Raw genomic sequence first — 19703 nt, forward strand, 5'->3', positions numbered from 1 at the left:
TCGGGGGGAGTGGCGGGAGTCAGGAGGCGATCACCCGTTCCAGCAGTCCGTGCAGCTCCTCCAGCTCGTGGCGGCTCAGTAGCCAGTCGCCCTCCAGATCCTTGGTGACGCGGGCCTCGAGGATCCAGCCATCCTCCGTGCGCACGAGGGCGAAGTGGGGGGACTGGAAGGGGGCGGCCATGGGCTGGCGGGAGGGAGGCTGTCCCTCCTGCTTAGCCAGGGCCGGTGGGGCGGGCAGTGCCAGATTCGCCAGCAGCGGCGGCGGCCCCAGCTGCTCGAGCCGGAACGTGGCGCCGTAGCTGGGGGTGGGCTGCTGGGAATAGAAGCGGGCGGGGGCTGGCCTGCCCAGGCGTGCGCGGCCTGCGGCCACAAGGGCGGCGGCCCGGCTGCGGGCCCGCAGGGCCTGCAGTACCAGCGCCTGCAGCCAGTCGGGCGGGGTGCTCCAGCCCAGGGCGGCGCAGGTCTGGCGGTCCAGCAGGCCCAGCAGACCCCGCCGCAGGGCGGGGCGCAGGGGGCCGGGCCAGTCGGCCAGGAGCATGGCCAGGGTGGCGTCGGCGATGCGCCGGTTGGTGGCCGCCGGGGCGAAGGCCTCCCGCTCCACCCGTTCATTCAGGGCCAGCAGGTCCGCCAGGGTGTCCGGCAGCGCCGCGATGCCCATCCGCTCGCCCACCCCGCGCCAGAACAGGAACAGGTGCTCCTGTTCCAGGGGGGTCAGGGGCCGCCAGCCGTAGCGGGCCAGCCAGCGGATCGGCTCGGCCACGAAGGTGGAGAGCACGTAGAGGAAATCGTCGTTGCCGATCGCGTAGTGGCCGTGGATGCGGTTCATGCGCTCGATCACCGCGGCCCCGGCCGGGCTGTCCAGGCCATGGCGCAGCAGTTCGGCCACCATCAGGCCGGTGTCGTCGTAGCGCTTGCGGGGTCGTTGCTCGAATTCCCCCGTGCGGGCCAGCAGCCCGGAGATGGAGGGCACGCAGAAGGTCTTGAGCAGGGCCAGCTCCAGGGCCCGGGTGAGGTCCCAGGGAAACAGCTCGCCTGCCAGCCGGTGGGCGGTGGCTTCGGCGGCCCGCAGGGTCGTGTCGGCGTCGGCGTCGGCGGCGTCGGCAGGGTCGGTGGGGGAGCGCATCGGGGGCCTCAGAAGCGGGAGCCGGGCTGCTGCAGGAACACCCGTTCCTCCGGGCTGCTCGGCCGCCCGAGGGTCTGGTTGCGGTGGGGGAAGCGTCCGAAGCGGGCGATCACCGCATGGTGACGGCGGGCGAACTCGCTGGTGCGGGCGTCGGTGTGGCGCTCGAACAGGGGCAGACCCAGCTCCTGCACCGCCAGATCCTCGCTGTGCATCAGGGGCATCAGCCAGAACGGCCGCCGTTCCGGTGCCGGCTCCGCCTCCACCCAGCCCGCCTCCACGGCCCGCAGCGTCAGGGCCAGGGCCTGCCCATCGCCGGCGAAGGCGCGGGCCTGGTCGCGCCAGATCTGACGGGGGAACTGGTCGAGCACCAGGAGCAGGGCCAGGGCGTCCACGGCGCTCTCGCCCCAGGCGGCCCGGTTGCCGGCCAGGGCCTGGTCGGTGAGGGCCCCGAACCGTTCCCGCACGATCCGGTCGCGGTCGGGACCGGGTCGGAACCAGGCGGAGGAGGGCGTCTCCTGAAACCAGAAGTGCAGCACCTCCTGCGGCGTCGGCATGGCTCAGACGAGGAAGCGGTGCAGGAGGAATGGAAGCACCATCAGCAGCAGGGCCACGGCCACCAGGGCCGGCAGGTGGCTGATGCCGTAGGGAACCACCACCAGCAGCACCCCGCAGCCCAGGGCCACCGCATGGGCCTGCTTCCTGCCGTAGAGCACATAACCGAGCCCGATCGACCCGATCACCAGCATCAGCAGCTGGCGGAGGCTGGGATCGCTGCCCATGGAACCTGGCCCGGAGCGGCGGACGCCCCCATGCTGGGGCTCCCATCGCCCTCCTGCCCACCCATGACCCACCTGGTGGTGCTCCAGCACCTGGAGCGGGAAGGTCCGGGCCGTTTCGGCGAGGAGGCCCGGCGCCGGGGCTGGACGGTGACGGTCTGCCGGCCCGACCTGGGGGAGCCGATGCCCCGGCTCGGGGCCGACCAGGCCCTGCTGGTGCTGGGGGGACCGATGGGGGTGGGCGATATCGGATCGTCGTCCTTCCCCTGGCTGGCGGCGGAGGTGGCCCTGCTGCGGGAGTGCCTGGCGTGCGAGCGCCCGGTGGTGGGGCTGTGCCTGGGGGCCCAGCTGCTGGCCTTCGCCGCCGGGGGGCAGGTGGTGCCGCTGACGGCGGGGGACCCGCCGGTGCGGGCCTACGAAGTGGGCTGGGGGCCGGTGGACTGGACACGGTCCGAGGGTCAGGAACCGGTGCTGGCGGGGCTCGGGGCCGGCCTGCCGGCGCTCCACTGGCACGGGGACCGAATCCGGCTGCCCGCCGCCGCCACCCTGCTGGGGTCGACGCCCCTGTGCGCCGAACAGATGTTCCGCATCGGGCACCACGCCCACGGGCTCCAGTTCCACGCGGAGGTGACGGACGCCGCCCTGGAGGTCTGGCTCGAGGAGGACGGCGACTACGTGCGCCAGGCCCTCGGACCCGACGGGGTGGAGCAGATCAGGGCCGGCCGGGAGCGCTGGGGGGAGGAGGGGGAGCGCCAGGGGCGGCAGTTGATCAACAACCTGCTGGATCGGGTGGGTGCCCTGCTGGGGGGCTATCCCCTGCTGTGAGGGCCAGCCCGTCGGCCAGCTGGCGGCGCCGGTCCTCCACCGCCCCGTCCTCCAGCAGCCGCTCCGCCCGGGTCAGCCCCGCCTGGAGGCTCTCGCTGATCCCGGCGCGCCAGAGCAGGAAGCCCCCGTTCCAGATCAGTCCGGGCCGCAGCGGTCCGGAGCCCGTCAGGGCCTCCCGGGCCTGGCCCCGCCACTGGGCCACGCTCTCCAGCGGCACCTCGGGGGCCCCCAGGCCGTGGTCGCGGGCCCGCAGGATCAGCCGCTCCGCGTCACCCGCCGCTGCCCCCTGCCGGTGGGAGGCGATCGCCACCCGGTTGGTGGGCAGCTCCACGCCCCCCTCCATCCCCTTGATCAGCAGCAGATCGTGCTGGCCCGTGGCGGCAAGGGCCTCAGAGGCCAGCCGCTCGGTGGGGGCGTGGACGAAGCCGCTGACCTGCAGGTGGGGTCCGGGGTGGCAGCTCCAGAGCAGTTCCAGGGTGGCGACCGGCGGGCGCTTGCCGACCTGCTCCCGCAGCGTCACCAGCCGCTCGGCCGCCGGGAAGTGGGCCGGCTGGTGCAGCAGGGCCAGCCCCTCCGCGGCGAAGCGCCGGTTCACCGCGTCCCAGGGGAGGCCGCGGCGGTCGAGGTCGAGGGCGGCCAGGGCCTCGGCGGTGGTGAGGCCGTACTTCACCGGCATCGGATCGCCGCCGTGCACCACCACGCCGGCCCCCGCCGCCAGCAGCAGCAGGGCCACCAGGGGCAGCAGCGGCGCGGAACGGCTGCGGCCATCGAAGGGCACGCCGAAACTCAGCACCCGGCGGGGGCTCGCCGCCAGCCGCGGGCCGCGGCGTGCGTAGCTGTCGAGCATGCCGGCCAGCTCCTGGGGCTCGGGCCGCCGCAGGCGATGGGCGATCAGGAAGGCGCCGGCCTGGGCGTCCGTGCAGCGCCCGTCGAGCAGGTGATCGAGGGCTTCGCCGGCCTCGGCCCGGCTCAGGGCCCGGCCGCTGCGTTCGCCGCTGCCCAGGGCGGCGATCAGCTCGCGGAAGCGGCGCTGGTCGGCCCCCTGGGCCTCCGCCCGCTCCTGCCGCCGCTGCGCCGTCCATTCCCCCCCGGGGCTCGGCGTCGACATGCGCGGCGGCCTCCTTACGGTGATCCCTAGGGTGAGGGGCATGCCCGGGATCATCGCAAGCCCCCTTCTGCTGGTGGTGCATGGCCGTGCCGGTGGCGTCATCCCCGCCGAACTGCAGGCCCTGGCCAGGGAGCTGGAGGCGGGGCGCGGCGCTCCGGTGGGGCTGGAGGCCCTGACGGCGGGCGAGCCGCCGGATGCCCCCCGCGGCAGCGCCGCCGCCCCCCTGGCCCTGGTGCCCCTGTTCCTTTTGCCCGGCAGCCATGTGCGCCGGGACGTGCCGCGGATCGCCGAGCGTTGCCGCCGGGGCGGGCCCGTGCGGCGTCTGCCGTTCCTGGGGGCCTGGCCCGCCTGGCAGAGGGCCCTGGCCGCCGAGCTGGCGGCGCTGCCGGCGCCAGTTCAGCCGCCCGGAGCCCCTGCCCAGCCAGCACCCTGGCTGCTGCATCACCCGCTGGAGGGGCCGCTGGGGGCGGCGTTCCTGGCCCACCTGGAGGCGGTCACCGGTGGCCGCTGCCGCGCCACTCCATACAGTGCCCCCAGTCCCGAGGACGCTCCGCTGCCCCTGTCTGGCCCCGCCCTGCCCCTGGCCCTGGCCGCCAACCGGCTCACCGACGCCCTGCCGCCGTCGCTGGGCCTGCCGCTGCTGCAGCGGCCCCGGTTCCGGGCCGTGGTGCTGGAGGCCCTGATGGCGTTGCCATGACGGAGCCATGACGGACGAGACCCTGGCCCCCAGCGTCGATGACGGCCCCGGGACCGTGTACCTGGTGGGGGCGGGCCCGGGGGATCCGGACCTGCTCACCCTGCGGGCCCACCGCCTGCTGCAGCAGTGCGACGCCCTCGTCTACGACTCTCTGGTGCCCACCGCCCTGCTGGACTTGGTGCCCGAAGGGTGCGAGCGCCATTTCGTCGGCAAGCGCCGCGGCCACCACTCGGTGCCCCAGCCCAGCACCAACGCGGTGCTGCGGGAGCTGGCCGGCCGCCACCGGCTGATCGTCCGCCTCAAGGGCGGCGATCCGTTCCTGTTCGGCCGCGGCGGAGAGGAGGCAGCGCACCTGGCGGCCCACGGGATCCCGGTGCAGGTGGTGCCGGGGGTCACGGCCGGCATCGCCGCCCCCGCCTACGCCGGCATCCCGGTCACCCACCGGCGGGCGGGATCGAGCGTCACCTTCGTGACCGGCCATGAGGAGATTGACAAGCGCCGCCCCGGCGTCGACTGGCGCGGCCTGGCCCGCAGCAGCGACGGCCTGGTGATCTACATGGGGCTGCACAACCTGCGCCACATCATTGCGGAGCTGATCGCGGGCGGGCTGGCCCCCAGCACCCCCGCCGCCGTGATCCAGCAGGGCACGGTGCGGGGCCAGCGGCAGCTGGTGGCCACCCTGGACGTGCTGGCCGACCGGGTCGAGGCCGAGGCGTTCGCCTCCCCTTCGATCGTGGTGGTGGGCGCCGTGGTGCAGGAGCGGGTGCCGTCCTGCGCCCCGTCGCCGGCCGATGTGGCGATGCCGATACCCTTCTGAGGCCTCCGACTGCGCCGCCGATGGCCACCGCCCTGCCCCGGCGCGCAGCGGTTGCGGTTCTGCTGGCCGGACCTCTGCTCGTCGTTGGCCTGGTGGCCGCGGCGGGCGGCCGCCAGGGCGAGGCCAGGGCCGCGGCCCCGCCGCTGCTGGTGAGTGCGGCGGCCAGCCTTTCGGGGCCGCTGCAGGACCTGGCCGTTCCCTTCACCAGGGGCCAGGGAACGGCGCCGCCCCAGTTCAACTTCGGCGCCTCCGGTCTGCTGCAACAGCAGATCCAGCAGGGGGCCCCGGCGGATGTGTTCCTCTCCGCCGGCGCCCGGCCGATGGACACTCTGGAGCGGGCGGGCCTGCTGCTGGCCGGCAGCCGCCGGGATCTTCTGGGCAACCGGCTGGTGCTGGTGGTGCCGGCCCGGGCGCCGCGGCGCCCCCTGGACGTCACGGGACTGGCGGGCCCCGGGGTGCGGCGCATCGCCATCGGTGACGGCACCGTGCCGGCCGGCGACTACGCCCGCCAGGTGCTGGCCCACAAAGGACTCACTGCGGCCGTGGCCCCGAAGCTGGTGCCCCTGGGGTCGGTGCGGGCCGTGGCCCGGGCCGTGGCTGACGGCAACGTGGACGCCGGTTTCGTGTACCGCAGCGATGCGGTGCAACTGGGGGGCCTGCGGGTGGTGGCCACCGCCCCGCTCACCAGCCATGCCCCGATCCGCTACAGCGGCGCGGTGCTGCGCAGCAGCCGCCAGCCCCAGCTGGCCCTGGCCTATCTGCGCTCCCTGGGCAGCCCCGCCGCCCGGGCCCTGTTCCGTCGCGAGGGCTTCGAGATCCTGCCCGGTCGGGCCCCCTGATGGAGGCCGGCCCCGGCCTGTCGCCCCTGGTGCTGTCGCTGCGCAGCGCCACCCTGGCGGTGCTGCTGGTGCTCCCGGCTGGGTTCCTCGCCGCCGATCGGGTGCGGCGCTGGCGGGGCGCGCGGCGCGCCACGGCCGACCTGCTGCTGCTCTCCCCCCTGGTGCTGCCGCCCACGGTGCTGGGGTTCGTGCTGCTGCAGCTGCTGGGCCGTTACGGCCCCCTGGGGGAACCCCTGGCGCGGCTGGGGCTGGAGCTGGTGTTCAGCTGGCCCGCCACGGTGCTGAGCGCGGCGGTGGTGGCCTTCCCCCTGATGTACCGCACCCTGCTGGCGTCGCTGGAGCAGCTGGATCCCGGCCTGGAGGGGGTGGCCCGCAGCCTGGGGGCTGGGCCGTGGCGGGTATGGCGGCGGATCACCCTGCCCCTGGTGCTGCCAGGGCTGGGGGCAGGCCTGAGCCTGAGCTACGCCCGGGCCCTGGGGGAGTTCGGCACCACCCTGATGCTGGCGGGCAACATCCCCGGCCGCACCCAGACCCTGCCCCTGGCGATCTACACGGCCGTCGATGCCGGCGACCTGCCCCGGGCCTGGGCTTGGACCGGCCAGGTGCTGCTGCTGAACGGGCTCTGCCTGGGGCTGGTGCAGCTGTTCCTCCGCCGCTCCCGCCGGACGCGCCGGCCGGGCACACCCGCGGCTGCGCCTGCCCCGGCCGTGCCCCCGTCGCCGCCGGGGCCTCCAGTGCCCCCCCTGGTGCTCGAGCGCCCCTTCGCCCTCTGCTTTGCGCTCCAGCAGGGCCACGGTGACTTCCGCTTCGAGCTGGCCCTCGACACCTCCTGCCGCCGGCTGGCGATCCTGGGGCCCTCCGGGGCCGGCAAGAGCCTTCTGCTGCGCCTGCTGGCCGGGCTGGAGCGCCCCCGGGCCGGGCGGATCGAGCTCAACGGCCGGGTGCTGTTCGATGCGGAGCGGGGCATCGACCTGCCGCCGGAGCGGCGCCGCATCGCCGTGATGCTTCAGAACGATGCCCTCTTCCCCCACATGAGCGTGGCCGCCAACGTGGGCTTCGGCCTGGCCCACCTGCCGCCGGCCGAACGCCACGCCCGGGTGGCGGCCCAGCTGGCGGCGGTGGGGCTGCAGGAGCAGGCGCGGCTGTTCCCCGCCCAGCTCTCGGGGGGCCAGCAGCAGCGCACGGCCCTGGCCCGGGCCCTGGTGACCGAGCCGGACCTGCTGCTGCTGGATGAGCCCCTCTCCTCCCAGGACACCCACCGCCGCCAGCACCTGCAGCAGCTGATGGAGGACCTGACGGCCCGCTCCGGGGTGCCCACCCTGCTGGTGACCCACGACATGGAGGAGGCCTACCGCCTGGGCGAGGAACTGCTGGTGATCGACCGGGGGGCGCTGCTGCGCCATGGCCCCCGCGAGGAGGTGTTCGAGCGGCCCGGGGCCGTGACGGTGGCGCGGCTGACGGGCTGCAGGAACATCTCCGCGGTGCAGTGGCTCGGGCCCACCCGGCTGCGGGCCCTGGCCTGGGGCCTGGACCTGGAGCTGCCGGAGCCCCTGGAGGCGGCCGTCAGCCACGTGGGGATGCGGGCTCACCAGCTGGAGCTCGCCGCCGCTGCCGTGCCAGGGGCGGCCCACCACTGGTCCTGCCGGGTGGTGGGGGTGAGCGAGGGGCCGCGCCATGTCAGCGTCTCGGTGGTGCCCCAGGCCAGCCCCGCGGGGCCCGGCCTCCCGGGGGGCGGGCCCATAGAACCGATCCTGGTGGAGCTGCCCCGAAGGGCCTGGAGCGTCCTTGCCCTGGCTGCGGCAAGCGGCCCCCTGGTGCTCTCCCTGCCCGCGGGCGGGCTGCTGCCGCTGCGATGAGCGCCATGCTGGGGGCACCGTCCCGACGCTTCCGCCCCGGCATGAACCAGCCTGGCCTCTCGCACCTCAACGCCGCCGGCCAGGTGCACATGGTGGAGGTGGGCGACCGGCCCGCCAGCGACCGTCGCGCCGTGGCCGAGGGCTGCATCACCATGGCCCCCGAGGTGCTGGCCCTGGTGCTGGAGGGCCGGGCGGCCAAGGGGGACGTGCTGGCGGTGGCCCGGGTGGCGGCGATCCAGGGTGCCAAGCGCACCTGGGAGCTGATTCCCCTGTGCCATCCGATCGCCCTGACGGGCCTGGAGGTGTTGATCGAGCCGATGGCCGACGGCAGCGGGCTGCGGCTGGAGGCCAGCGCCCGCACCACCGGCGCCACCGGCGTGGAGATGGAGGCGCTGACGGCGGTGCAGGTGGGCCTGCTCACCCTCTACGACATGGTCAAGTCGGCTGATCCGGCCATGACCATCGGCCCGGTGCGGCTGCTGCGCAAGGAAGGGGGGCGCCGCGGCCCCTGGCAGCACCCCGACGTCCGGGGCCTGGCCGGGGAGAGCGATGGCTGAGCCGTTCCCCCGCGAAGGCCTCCCCCTGGAGGAGGCACGGCGCCGGGTGCTGGCGGCGATCACCCCGCTGACGGGCCGTGAGCGGCTGCCGCTGGCGCGCTGCCTGGGCCGGGTGAGCGCCGAGCCGGTGCGGGCCGCCGAGGCCGTGCCGGGTTTCCGGGCCTCGATCATGGATGGCTACGCCATCGCCGACGCCGAGGCCCCAAGCCCTGGCCGCCGCTGGTCCCTGGTGGGCCGCTCCGCCCCCGGCGCGCCCTACGGAGCGGTGCTGGCGGCGGGGGAGGCGATCCGGATCCTCACCGGCGCGCCCCTGCCCGAGGGGGCCCAGCGGGTGCTGCCCCAGGAGCTGGTGACGCCCGATCCCGCTGCCGACAGCCTTGTGCTCACCGGAGAGGCGGGTCCCAACCCCTGGATCCGGGCCCCGGAGGAGGAGGCCGCCGCCGGCGACGCACTGCTGCCGGCCGGGGTGCGCCTGGGGGCCGCCGCCCTGGGGCGGCTGGCCAGCTGCGGTGTGGCGGCGCTGGAGGTGCGTGTCCAGCCGCGGCTGGGGCTGCTGATCAGCGGCGATGAGCTGGTGGCGGCCGGCGCGGCCCGGGGGCCGGGGCAGATCTGGGAGAGCAACGGCACCCTGCTGCGGGCCCTGCTGGAGCGGCTGGGCTACCCCGTCAGCGAGCAGCGGGTGGTGGCCGACGATCCCGCCGCCCTCCGCCAGGCCCTAGGGGAGCTGGCCGCCGGCTGCGACGTGGTGGTCAGCACCGGCGGGGTGTCGGCCGGCGACAGCGACTGGATCCGGCCCCTGCTGAGCGAGCTGGGGGAGGTGGGCTTCTGGAAGCTGTTCCTCAAGCCCGGCCGGCCCTTCGCCTTCGGCCGGCTGGGGACGCGGCCCTTCTTCGGCCTGCCCGGCAACCCGGTGGCCGCGGCGATCACGGCCCTGCAGCTGCTGTGGCCGGCCCTGCAGCAGCTGGAGGGGGGCGAGGTGGTGCTGCTGCCGCGGCTGAAGGTGCGGCTGGCCTCGCCCCTGAAACGGGGCGCCGGCCGGCCCGAACTGGCCCGGGCCCGGTTGGCGGTAGATGGCGACGGCGCCCTGCTGGCGCTGGTGGAGGGCAGCCAGGCCTCCTCCCGCATCGGCTCGCTGCAGGGGGCCGACCTGCTGCTGGAGATCCCCGCCGAGGTGGGTGCCCTGGAGGCCGGCACGGAGCTGTGGGCCCAGCTGCTGCGGCTGCCGCTGCTCTGAGTCAGTCGCTGCTGGCCTCAGGCGCTCCGGGGGCGGTGATCGGCGCCGGAATCGGGGCGGGGAGGCCGTCGATGCTGCGGCGGTTCTTGCGCTTCCAGTAACGCTCCAGGCCGTCGTTCCCCTTCCGGCGCGCCCAGCTGTCGAGCTCGGTGCGGTCGCCGCCGTAGCTGTAGCGGGGCACCGCCATGCCGCAGGAGGTCTGGACCCGTCCGATGGCCAGATCGAAGATCTGGCGGGCGCCGGCCAGGGGCTCGAAGTGGGCGTACAGGCCGTCCCAGTCGGCCTCGCCCCGCTGGATGGTGCGGGCGGTGCCGTAGAGCCGCAGGATCTGGGGCGGGCCCTCGAAGGCACAGAACATCAGCGTCATGCGCGGGCACGCCTGGACGTGGGCGGCGGTTTCGTTGCCGCTGCCGGTGAGGTTGAGCCAGATCACCCGGCGCTCGTCGAGCACCCGAAGCGCATCCCGCCCCTTGGGGGACACGTTCACCGTGCTGTCCGCGGTGGCGGTGCCGACGAAGAAGAGCTTCTGGGCGGCGATGAAGCTGATCTGGTCGGCCGAGAGGGCGTCGCTGGACTGGCCCATGGAACGGGGTGCGAAGGGAGGGGAGTGGAAGGGTTCACAGCGGTGTGTTGCCGGCCACCCAGGTGCCGCGGCCGCCGCTCCACTCCCGTTTCCAGAAGGGGGCGTGGTGCTTGAGATCCTCCAGCAGCTCCTGGACGCAGCGCAGGGCGGGACCGCGGCGGTCGGCCTGGACGGCCACCAGCACGATGGCCTCCCCCGGCCGCACCCGCCCCACCCGGTGCGCCACCAGCACTGCGCCCGCCCCGTGGCGCGCCGCGCAGGCCTCGGCGAGGCTCCGCAGCTGGGCCTCGGTCATGCCGGGATAGTGCTCCAGTTCCAGGGCCTCGAGAGGCTCGCCGGCGGCGGTGGTGGGGCGGACGCGGCCGATGAAGTGGCTTTCGGCGGCTGAGCTCGTGGCGTCGGGCACCTCGGCAGCCAGGCTCCGCTGCCAGGCCGCCAGCCGTTCCAGCGGCTGGAAGGGGGCCTCCAGGAGCTGCACCACGATCGGGGCTGGCGGGCGGACGGGGCTGGTGGTGGACATCGGTCAGCCTCCGGTGATCGGGGGCAGGAAGGCCACCTCGTCGCCGGGGGACAGGGGGCTGTCGGGGGCGGCGAAGGCCTGGTTGATGGCCACCCGGACCGTGGCCGGCAGCTCGGCGCCCTCCTCGCCGGGGCCGCCGTCCAGGGCCAGCTGCCGCCAGAGATCCGCGGCGGTGGTGCGCTGGGCACCTGGGCGGGCGTCGAGCTGGATGAGCCGTTCGCCCCAGCCCGCCTGTTCGCGCAGGCCGGCGAACAGGCGCACATGCACGGGGGGGACGCTCGGGTGGGTCATGGGGTCAGGCGGAGAGGCCGACCTGGCTGTGCAGGGACCGGCAGACCACCCGGTTGCGGCCATGGCGTTTGGCTTCGTAGAGGCAGTCGTCGGCCAGCTGCAGCAGCCTGTCGGCGTCGCACTCGGCCATCGAGTTCGGATCCCAGGCCGCGATGCCGATGCTGACGGTGAGGACGTTGCCGGTGGCGACTCCCGGGTGGTAGATGCCCTTGTCCTGGATCGACTCGCGCAGCTTCTCGCACAGGAGCAGGGAGGCATCGGCATCGGTCTTGGGCAGGATGATGGCGAATTCCTCGCCCCCCAACCGGGCCACGAAGTCGCTTTTTCGGCGCAGGGACGTCCGCAGGGCATCGGCGATCTCCTTGAGGCATCGGTCGCCGTAGGCGTGGCCCAGAACATCATTCACCACCTTGAACTGATCGATGTCGATGAGTGCCAGGGACAGGTTGACCTGGGCGGCTCTGGAGGCGGAGACATTCCCCTTCAGGAAGGAATCGAAGCTGCGGCGATTGGCGAGCTGGGTGAGGGGATCCAGCATCGCCAGCCGCTTCGAGCGCTCGCTCTCGAAGGCATAGAACAGCAGGCTCAGCAGGCTGCTCATCGCTTCGATGCGTTGCACCTCCTGGTCGCTGAAGACGCTGCCTTCATGCAGGGCGATCGTGAGCACCGGGATGGAAACCCCGCGTGAGTCCAGTCGGATGCCGAGGTAATCGCTGCAGCCCACCTCCCTGAGGGAGTCCAGAAAGGGGAAGCCGTTGTCCTTCGTGGCGACCAGCTGCTGCCGAAACACCTTGCTCCTGGTGGCGATGAAATGCAGGGGGCTGCGCAGGTGTTCATCCTGCTCCAGGAAGTCCCGCTCCATGCGCAGGGTGCTGACAAGGCCCGGCCTGGAGCTCACCCAGACATACTGGCTGCAGTCGATGTCATCCTGGTCGGGTAGGAAGGCCAGGGAGAAACGGTGGATCTCCAGGCCCCAGGACTTCAGTTCATTGACGAACAGGAGCACGAACTCCTCGAAGCTGCGCAGCCTCGACCAGTTGTCGATGATGTAGCGCTCCAGCGGAATTTTCCTGTCGGAGGTGTTGAATTCGTCGCCATGCCCGGAATCGCGCAGTCTTGATGTGGCACGGATCTGCTCCAGCGTCTGCTGCAGGGAATCGCGGTCCGCCCATTCGGAGGATCGGATGAACGACTCCACCTCCTCTAGGGGAAGGGGTGGCGAGACGAGGAACCCCTGCAGGGCATCAGCTCCCAGCCGGATGACGGCGGTGAGTTCGTTGTGGGTTTCGACGCCCTCACAGACCACGGTCTTGCCGAGGGCGTGGACGGTGTCGATGAAGGAGCCGACATAGCGCTGCAGCCGGAAGGAACGATCGACCCCCTTGATCAGATCAATGTCGAGCTTGATGGCGTCGTACCAGGCTTCGCTGATGCGTCGGTAGTTGGAGAGTCCGGAGCCGAAGTCGTCGATGAAGATTCTGAAGTTCAGCTCCCGCATCAGCCGCTCCGAAGCCGTTGTCACCCCCTCCGATCCCGCCAGAATGTCCGTGGCGGCCATCTCCGTGATCTCAATGCAGAAAATCGAGCTGTCGATGCCATGGTGCTTGACCAAACCGATCAGCTGGTTGAGGCGCTGATCGGTGGAGACGGAATCAGAGCTGATGTTGACGGAGACATACTCGATGCGATGACGCAGAAACTCCGAGGCATTGATCTGCTGTTGCACGTCGTTGAGCCTGCTCACCACAAGGGCATCGATCTTGTGGGCGATGCCGATGTCATGGGCCAGCTGAATCACGTGCCCCGTGCCGAGCTTGCCCAGGGCCGGCGGCAGGAAGCGGATCAGCAGTTCAAGCCCGAAATGGCCTGGATTGCTGAGCTGAAGAATCGGCTGGAAGCGCAGTTCCAGGTCACTGGCCTTCAGGGACGTGAGTTGGCTTCTGATCTCGCCCTTATCCTTGACGAGCAGATCATCACCGCTCTTCACGAGGCGGTAGGAACGTCTGTCTTCGGCCGCCAGTATCTCCCCGAAGGCCTGCATCGTCAGCAGGGTTTCGGGTGGGGCATCCAGCTGAAATCGCTGCCCGGTGATGGTCACATCGTCCCAGGCGAGCACGGTATCGCTGGAGATCTGGATCGATCCGGAGACAATGCCGAGCAGACGGGCCAGGAGCGCCTCACAGGCAGCGTTGTCATCGATGGGAATGCTGCCGGAGGCCCGCACGATCAGGGCGATCTTGTTTTTCGAGACGTGGTAGAAGTTGAAGCCGGGATGCACAGCCCATCCCTTGTCAATCGCCCGACAGGCTTTCGTGAGGATGTCGTTGATCTCCACCTCACTGAGATAGCCGCGTTGCCGTTCGAGATAGCGGAAGTCGATGGTCACCAGGAAGCCGTCTTCGCCGCGTTCCGCGTGCTTCCTGAGGGCCGATGCCTCAAGATCCTTCACCAGGGCGTAGTGCGTCAGGAAGGACGTCTGGCCGTGCTTGCGGAAGCTTCCGGTCACCGGTTGCTCCTTCCTCCGGTTGTGGCTGGAACGCCAGGCGATCGCCACGCTCGTTCCGATCCCCAGCAGCCCCAGGGTCAGGGCGAGGTTGCGGACGCGATCCGCCTGGGTGGGCAGGGCCGGCGCCAGGGTCAGCCCCACCGCCAGATCCCCGAAATCCACCCGGTAGAGCGAACCGGCCGGCGCTCCCTTCACGATCCCCTTCGCCTCCAGGGCGGTCCATGGGGCCAGCCGGATCTGCCTGTCGCCTTCTTGATCGCGGTTGACCAGGCTGGCCCCGGAGAGCCGGATCCATTCGGGGGCCCGCCGGCGGGCGGGGCCCGTGGTGAAAAGCAGGGCATTCCCCTGGCTCGGTTCGTCCGCCACCACCAGCACCAGCCGGGTGAAGCGTCGGGGGCAGACCAGGGGCCTGCCCTTCAGGGTCGCGGACCCCGTTGCCATCACCGCCGGAACGGGGGAGTTCGCCAGCTCCGCCTCGGCGACGGACTGCAGCCCCAGGGAGGCCAGGGGCGGCCCCGGGGTGCTGAGGCTGCGCTCGACGCCCTGCAGGGCGGTGCACAGCCGTCCGGCGATCCGATCATCCTGGCGGCGTAAGTCGTTGGAACTGCGCTGATCCAGCAGGTGGGTGAAGATCAGAAGCGAGGTGCCCGAAAGAAGCGCTCCACTGATGATTATCAATGTGGTGCGTCGGCGCATGTTCCTTCCTCACCAGCCTCACCTTAGCCACCGTAGGCGTGGCGAGCTTCCAGTCCTCGCAGGTTCCCTGCCCGGTGGAACCGTTCGATCTTCTTCCCGGCCGTTCTTTTCCCTGGGTTTCCTCACCATTGCTCAGGGAAAACTCAGGCTTGCTCGCTGAGCGCTGGAAGGTGACTACGGCGACGTCCACAGGTTTGCCGTGGCCCCTAACATTCGCGGGCATGCATCCTTTCTGGCCGTGGGCGCCGCACGGATTACGAGTTCAGCGGTTGGGTCGGCAGTTGGGTGGCCGGGTGTGTCAGCACATCCCTGCTTGATCACCGGGCATGTTTTCATCTTGCCGATGGATCTTCAGCCGTGATCCATACAGCTGTGGTGGGAGGCGGCGCCTGCGGGCTGGCCGTGGCCAGGGGGCTCTGGCAGCAGGGCCGTCCCGTGCGCGTCTATGAACGGGCCCTGGCCTCCCATCTCCATGGCCATGGCTTCCTCCTGCTGGCCAATGGTCGCGCCGCCCTGCGCCGGCTCGGCTGCGACCCGGACGGCACCCTGGGCCATCCGATCACGTCGGTGAGGATCCTCTGCTGTTCAGGCCAGGTGCTGGTGGAGCACCCGCTCGAGGGGGCGGTGGCGATGCTGCGTCACCAGCTGCTCAATGTGCTGCTACGCGGCGCCCCCGACGATCTGGTCCACTACAACCACCCGTTCGAGCGCTTCGACTGGGACCGGGAGCGGGCCCGGGCAGTGTGTTTCCAGAACGGTCGCTCCCACCCCGCCGATGCCTTCGTCGCCGCCGACGGGGTGCGCTCCAGCTGCCGGCTGTCCCTGGGATGCGGGGCGATGACCAACCCGGGCCGGGTCAAGGAGATCGTGGCCCACGTGCGCCAGCCCCTGGTGGCGGCCGAGCTGGGCCACCGCTTCCTCAAGGTGCTCGATCCCTCCGGGGGACTGGCGGTCGGCCTGGTGCCCCTGGGCGATGACCGGCTGGTCTGGTTCGTGCAGTTCGACAGCCAACGCTTCACCGTCCCCCAGCCCTCCGAGGTGGGGGCCTTTCTCGAGGCGCACTTCGGGGGGTTCCCCGCCGTGGTGCGCCACGTGCTGGCGGCCACCGATCCGGCCCGCGCCCATGTGTGGCACACGGTGGACGAGGATCCGGCCACCCGCTGGAGCAAGGGCAACGTGGCCCTGGCGGGGGACGCGGCCCACCCGCTGCTGCCGTTCACCAGCCAGGGGGTCAACACCGCCCTGGAGGATGCGGTGGTCCTCAGCGACCTGCTGCTTGGCTGCCGGGATCCCGCCGATGTGCCGGAGCTGTTCAGCGCCTACGAACGCCAGCGGCGGCCGGCGCTGCTGGGCTGTGTGGAGGCCGGTCGCGAGATGGCGAGGTCGTTCGTCCAGCCGTCGGCCACCCGGCTCCAGCTGCCGCTGATGGCATGAGCGATCGCTTCGCCGACAGCTTCCGCGACGGCGCGGTGCCGATGGAGCTGCTGCGCCAGCGGGCCCACAACCTGCGCTGGGCCGAGCAGGCCCCCGGGGTGATCCCGCTCACCGCCGCCGATCCCGATTTCCCGGCGGCGCCGGTCATCCGCGACGCCATCGCCGACTACGCCCGCTCCGGGGTGTTCAGCTACGGCCCCGCCGGCGGGCTGGCCTCCTTCCGGCAGGCGGTGGCCGGCTACCTGCGGCAGCGGGGGGCGTCGGTTCCGCCTGAAGGGGTGCTGGCGGTCAACAGTGCGGCCGCCGGTCTGGCCCTGGTGACCCGCCACTGGCTGTCGCCCGGCGACGAGGCGATCGTCTGGGATCCGGTCGACTTCCTCTTCGCCCACACCGTCCGCAGCGCCGGCGGGGTGCCGGTGCTGTGGCGCATCGATCCCGAGACCCCCCTGGATCTGGCGGCGCTGGAGGCCCTGGTGACCAGCCGCACTCGGGTGCTGTGCCTCTGCAACCCCCACAACCCCCTGGGCCGCTGCTTTCGCCGCGACGAACTCGAGGCCCTCGGCCGCTTCTGTCTGGAGCGGGGGTTGCGGGTGCTGAGCGATGAGGTGTGGAGCGATGTGGTCTACCCGCCGGCCACCTTCACCAGCTGGCTGGCCCTGGAGCCGGAGCTGGCCGGCCTCGGGGCGGTGGTGCATGGCTTCTCCAAGTCCTTCGGCCTGGCCGGTCTGCGGGTGGGCTACGTGGCGATGGCGGATCCGGAGGCGGCGGCCCGGCTGCTGGCCGACAGCGAGCTGCCCTCCACCGTCGATGGCGTGGCCACCCTCAGCCAGGTGGCGGCCACGGCGGCCTACAGCCCCGACGGCCTGGCCTGGCTGGAGGCCTTTCTGGAGCATCTGCGGGCCCGTCGCGACCAGGCCGTCAGCCGGCTGGCGGCGATCCCCGGCCTGCGGGTGCAGCCCCCCGCGGCCACCTTCGTGCTGTTCGTCGGCCTGCCGCCGCTGCAGGAGAGCGTCGAGGAACTGGTGGAGCGGCTGCGGCGGGAGCACGGGGTGGCGGTGGTGCCGGGGAGCCCCCGCTGGTTCGGCCCCGGGGCGGCGGGCCACCTGCGGCTGAGTTTCGCCACCTCCGAGGCCCTGCTCGGCGAGGCCCTCGAACGCCTGGCGGCCGGACTGGCCCCGGCGCCCTAGCCAGCGGCGGGCCGATCAGGGCAACAGCCGCACCGGATCCCCCACTGCCACCGGGCCGGGGCTGACCACACTCAGACGGATGCCGGCCACCACGCCGTTGTGACGGGCGGTGGCCCGCAGGATCTCCAGGTTCTCCTCCAGGGCACCCTGGGCCAGGGTGGTGACGACGCAGCGGGGGCAGCCGCCGTCGACCCGCAGCACCAGCTGCTCGCCGATCTGCAGGCAGGCGCCGCTCCAGCCCTCCTCCACGAAGCCGGAGGACTCCGGCGGCGTGGCGATCAGCAGGTTGGGGCGGAAGCGCTCGACGGCGAAATCCAGCTGGGGTTCGAGCTGGCGCAGCCGCTCCAGGGTGGCGGTGGTGATGGCGTGGATGGGGCAGGCATCGAAGAAGGTGCCTTCGGGCAGCTCCAGGGCGTTGGTCACGTCCTGGAAGGCGCGCTCCTTCACCGGCGGCCAGTACTGGTCGAGGCTGGCCCCCTCCGGCGGGGTGTCCAGCAGGCTCACCCTGCGCCCGAACAGCTCGCTGAAGAAGGCGTCCACATCGTCCTCGCCGCTGCAGAGCCCGGCGCTGCCGTCGTCCTCGCGGGGGCCGATCAGCACCGGCGGCAGGGGCGCCGCCGGCGTCGGTTCCTCCCGGAAGCGGGCCCGGTAGCCAAGCAGGCCCTGCCAGAGCCGCGGGTTCTTGGCGCTGGCCACCCGGCCGCTGGCGTGGTCCCAGAGGGCATAGGCCCGGTCGCCCCGGATGCCGCGGGGGTCGACGTCGAGCTGGCTGGGGGAGTCCCCGAGCATCGACTTCACCGGGTAGCGCCAGAGCGCCTGCACCGTTCCCACCAGATTCTGCACGCCCGTCGCCTGTTGTTGCCGGCGCACTCTGGGGGCGGAGGCGCGCCAACGCCGGTAGCAGCACCTACCGTCCGCAGGGCACACGCCGGGATCCGCTCTCCTGGGCCATGAAGGACTTCATCCACCTGCGATCCGCCAAGTTCCCCGAGCTCCCCGGCGAGGCCGGGGAGATGGTGAACCCGGGCACGGTGGGCAAGGCCCTGGCGCTGCACCTGCAGGAGCGGCTGCGGGCGAACGGCCGGCAGGTCCCTTTCCTCTGCTGCGAGGACTGGGGCTGGTGGGTGGAGCTGGCCGACGCACCCTTCCGTTTCGGGGTCTGCATCTACAGCCAGCCGGCCGAAGGGGAGGTGATGGAGTTCTGCTGCACCGACGGGGCCGTCGCCGAGCGGATCTGGCAGTGGCGCCGCTTCCGCTTCATCGACACGGCCCCCTGGGCCGAGGCCCTGCACGGGGAACTGCTGGCGATCTTCCGCGACGATCCCCAGGTGGAGCTGCTCGGCAGCGGTCCCACGTTTCCCTTGGGGGACCCCTGAGCCGGCGCCCGGGAGGGAGCGCCCTTTCAGGGGCTCCAGAAGCCGCGGGAGTTGAGCCACAGCCCGAGCACCAGCAGCGGCAGCAGGAACCCCGCCAGGATCTGCAGCCGCGGCCGCAGGCCGGTGGCTTCCGGTGCGGCCCCGGCGACGTTCTGCCGGGGGGGCGTGCCCTTGCCATGGGTGGGCGTGCGTCGGCGCGATCGCGAAGCCATGGACTCGGGCGGTGGGCCCTAATTCTTCACCAGCACCTGCTCGAGCGAAAGACGATCCCGGATGTCACCGGGGAGGTGGGTCCAGTGGCGGGCGATCAGCTCGGCCAGCTGGTGGCCGTTGACGAGGCTGATCCTGGCAAAGCCCTCCTCGCCGGCCGCCGTGGTCGCCGCCGGCTGGAAATCGGCGGTGGTGATGAAGACCCCATGGCCGCCGAAGGGAATGAACTGGCGCAGCTCCCGCACCGTGTCGGCGCCGATCCGGGCGCCGAGGTTGCCGCGGTGGAAGCGGGCATGGATGCGGATGCGGGCCGGCAGCGCGAGGCTGATGTCGCCGCAGGCATCGAACACGTCACGAAGTGCCCCGCGGTGCTCGGTCCGCTCCCAGTCCTGGAAGCCGAGGGCATCGAGCAGGTGGACCACCAGCCGCTCGAATTCGGCGGGATCCAGCTGCAGGAGCTGTTCGAGCACGCTGCGGTGGGCCTCCTCCTTCCGGGTGGTCGCCCGGGCCGGGGTGGCCGTTTCCTGGCGGCCGATGGCGCGGATGAATTCGGCCTGGTGCTCCACCAGGAACACCGTCAGCAGGGAACGCATCCGGGTGTGGGCCGGAACGGTGAGCAGGGTGCGGATGGAATTGCGGAACGGCGCTGAGAAGTGGTCGAGCCGGAGCGGTTCGGGCGACCAGGTGACGGGACGCCGGTGGCGCAGGGGACAGCCGTCGTCGCCGGTGGGGTCGTAGTAGGCGCAGCCCTCATCAACGACGCCGAAGCGCAGCAGGTCGGCTTCCGCCGCCGGGATGATCACGTGGTCGCCGGGGCGGATCTCGAACAGGAAGCGGTGGATCTCGTTGACGTAGTTGGAGAGCAGGATCGCGCTCTGGATGTCCGGGAAGTAGCGCCGCACCACCGAAAACAGCTGCTCCCGGTTCCTGATCGGGCCGAGATCCTCGGTGATTTCCCGCCAGCCGATGCCGACGAAACCGCCGCTGAGGAAGTTGTCCGCGTAGATGCCGCCGCCTGCCCGAACGCACCAGACGTTGGTCATCGAAGGGACGCGGGTCGGGACGGTA

21 protein-coding genes are annotated in these 19703 nt (G+C 72.2%); 10 read left to right on the top strand and 11 right to left on the bottom strand.

Features of this window, described 5'->3' with window-relative positions; genetic code table 11:
* Positions 1-19: 19 nt before the first annotated feature.
* From H6G99_RS03815 to H6G99_RS03825, 3 genes are read right to left on the bottom strand one after another with little or no spacing between them, the layout of a single operon-like run.
* Positions 20-1123, bottom strand: a complete 1104-nt coding sequence (locus tag H6G99_RS03815; RefSeq protein ID WP_286190982.1) for an oxygenase MpaB family protein — start codon at positions 1121-1123, stop codon at positions 20-22.
* Between the two features lie 8 nt (positions 1124-1131).
* Positions 1132-1677, bottom strand: a complete 546-nt coding sequence (locus H6G99_RS03820) for a DUF924 family protein (protein ID WP_190609995.1) — start codon at positions 1675-1677, stop codon at positions 1132-1134.
* A 3-nt stretch (positions 1678-1680) separates the two neighbouring features.
* Positions 1681-1902, bottom strand: a complete 222-nt coding sequence (locus tag H6G99_RS03825) for an amino acid transport protein (protein ID WP_190609996.1) — start codon at positions 1900-1902, stop codon at positions 1681-1683.
* Positions 1903-1965: 63 nt separating this feature from the next.
* Between H6G99_RS03825 and H6G99_RS03830 the strand changes: the two genes are divergently transcribed.
* On the top strand, positions 1966-2724 hold the full coding sequence (locus tag H6G99_RS03830; RefSeq protein WP_190609998.1) for a type 1 glutamine amidotransferase: 759 nt from the start codon (positions 1966-1968) through the stop codon (positions 2722-2724).
* On the opposite strand, the gene H6G99_RS03835 is transcribed toward H6G99_RS03830, so the two are convergent.
* A complete protein-coding gene (locus H6G99_RS03835; RefSeq protein ID WP_286190983.1) occupies positions 2669-3832 on the bottom strand; it encodes an anthranilate phosphoribosyltransferase in 1164 nt (387 codons plus the stop codon). The genes H6G99_RS03830 and H6G99_RS03835 overlap by 56 nt on opposite strands.
* Positions 3833-3872: 40 nt before the next feature.
* Here H6G99_RS03835 and H6G99_RS03840 point away from each other — a divergent pair, with 40 nt between their 5' ends.
* Genes H6G99_RS03840 through H6G99_RS03865 form a run of 6 tightly spaced genes read left to right on the top strand, consistent with a single transcriptional unit; the run spans position 3873 to position 9832 of the window.
* On the top strand, positions 3873-4529 hold the full coding sequence (locus tag H6G99_RS03840; RefSeq protein ID WP_190610001.1) for a CbiX/SirB N-terminal domain-containing protein: 657 nt from the start codon (positions 3873-3875) through the stop codon (positions 4527-4529).
* A 7-nt stretch (positions 4530-4536) separates the two neighbouring features.
* Entirely contained in the window at positions 4537-5346 is an 810-nt protein-coding gene (gene cobA, locus H6G99_RS03845; RefSeq protein ID WP_190610003.1) for a uroporphyrinogen-III C-methyltransferase, read from the top strand.
* A 20-nt stretch (positions 5347-5366) separates the two neighbouring features.
* Positions 5367-6185, top strand: a complete 819-nt coding sequence (gene modA / locus H6G99_RS03850; protein ID WP_190610005.1) for a molybdate ABC transporter substrate-binding protein — start codon at positions 5367-5369, stop codon at positions 6183-6185.
* Positions 6185-8041 (top strand): molybdate ABC transporter permease subunit, encoded by a 1857-nt coding sequence (gene modB, locus H6G99_RS03855; RefSeq protein WP_190610007.1) that lies wholly within the window; start codon positions 6185-6187, stop codon positions 8039-8041. Before modA ends, modB begins: the two co-directional genes overlap by 1 nt.
* A gap of 41 nt (positions 8042-8082) precedes the next feature.
* A complete protein-coding gene (moaC, locus tag H6G99_RS03860) occupies positions 8083-8598 on the top strand; it encodes a cyclic pyranopterin monophosphate synthase MoaC (RefSeq protein ID WP_190610009.1) in 516 nt (171 codons plus the stop codon).
* Positions 8591-9832, top strand: a complete 1242-nt coding sequence (locus H6G99_RS03865; RefSeq protein WP_190610011.1) for a molybdopterin molybdotransferase MoeA — start codon at positions 8591-8593, stop codon at positions 9830-9832. The genes moaC and H6G99_RS03865 overlap by 8 nt, the downstream gene beginning before the upstream one ends.
* Before the next feature lies 1 nt (position 9833).
* Here H6G99_RS03865 and H6G99_RS03870 read toward each other — a convergent pair whose 3' ends face one another.
* From H6G99_RS03870 to H6G99_RS03885, 4 genes are read right to left on the bottom strand one after another with little or no spacing between them, the layout of a single operon-like run.
* Positions 9834-10415 (bottom strand): pyridoxamine 5'-phosphate oxidase family protein, encoded by a 582-nt coding sequence (locus tag H6G99_RS03870; protein ID WP_190610013.1) that lies wholly within the window; start codon positions 10413-10415, stop codon positions 9834-9836.
* Positions 10416-10449: 34 nt separating this feature from the next.
* A complete protein-coding gene (locus H6G99_RS03875) occupies positions 10450-10935 on the bottom strand; it encodes a molybdopterin synthase catalytic subunit (RefSeq protein WP_190610015.1) in 486 nt (161 codons plus the stop codon).
* Between the two features lie 3 nt (positions 10936-10938).
* A complete protein-coding gene (locus H6G99_RS03880) occupies positions 10939-11226 on the bottom strand; it encodes a MoaD/ThiS family protein (RefSeq protein WP_094585365.1) in 288 nt (95 codons plus the stop codon).
* Positions 11227-11230: 4 nt separating this feature from the next.
* Positions 11231-14428 (bottom strand): bifunctional diguanylate cyclase/phosphodiesterase, encoded by a 3198-nt coding sequence (locus H6G99_RS03885; RefSeq protein WP_190610016.1) that lies wholly within the window; start codon positions 14426-14428, stop codon positions 11231-11233.
* Between the two features lie 357 nt (positions 14429-14785).
* On the opposite strand from H6G99_RS03885, the gene H6G99_RS03890 reads away from it, so the two are divergent.
* Positions 14786-15862 (top strand): FAD-dependent oxidoreductase, encoded by a 1077-nt coding sequence (locus H6G99_RS03890; protein ID WP_143594095.1) that lies wholly within the window; start codon positions 14786-14788, stop codon positions 15860-15862.
* Positions 15859-17049 carry a pyridoxal phosphate-dependent aminotransferase gene (locus H6G99_RS03895; protein ID WP_190610018.1) on the top strand — a complete coding sequence of 397 codons (1191 nt, stop codon included), beginning with the start codon at positions 15859-15861 and terminating at the stop codon, positions 17047-17049. Before H6G99_RS03890 ends, H6G99_RS03895 begins: the two co-directional genes overlap by 4 nt.
* 15 nt (positions 17050-17064) lie before the next feature.
* Here H6G99_RS03895 and H6G99_RS03900 read toward each other — a convergent pair whose 3' ends face one another.
* Positions 17065-17892 carry an MOSC domain-containing protein gene (locus H6G99_RS03900; RefSeq protein ID WP_353617166.1) on the bottom strand — a complete coding sequence of 276 codons (828 nt, stop codon included), beginning with the start codon at positions 17890-17892 and terminating at the stop codon, positions 17065-17067.
* A gap of 107 nt (positions 17893-17999) precedes the next feature.
* On the opposite strand from H6G99_RS03900, the gene H6G99_RS03905 reads away from it, so the two are divergent.
* Entirely contained in the window at positions 18000-18425 is a 426-nt protein-coding gene (locus tag H6G99_RS03905) for a hypothetical protein (protein ID WP_190610021.1), read from the top strand.
* A gap of 26 nt (positions 18426-18451) precedes the next feature.
* On the opposite strand, the gene H6G99_RS03910 is transcribed toward H6G99_RS03905, so the two are convergent.
* Together H6G99_RS03910 and H6G99_RS03915 are read right to left on the bottom strand one after the other, a co-directional pair.
* A complete protein-coding gene (locus H6G99_RS03910) occupies positions 18452-18637 on the bottom strand; it encodes a hypothetical protein (protein WP_094585359.1) in 186 nt (61 codons plus the stop codon).
* A gap of 18 nt (positions 18638-18655) precedes the next feature.
* A complete protein-coding gene (locus H6G99_RS03915; protein WP_190610022.1) occupies positions 18656-19678 on the bottom strand; it encodes a restriction endonuclease in 1023 nt (340 codons plus the stop codon).
* Between the last annotated feature and the right edge of the window lie 25 nt (positions 19679-19703).

The organism is Synechococcus sp. FACHB-909, from assembly GCF_014698945.1.
GTDB lineage: Bacteria > Cyanobacteriota > Cyanobacteriia > PCC-6307 > Cyanobiaceae > Cyanobium.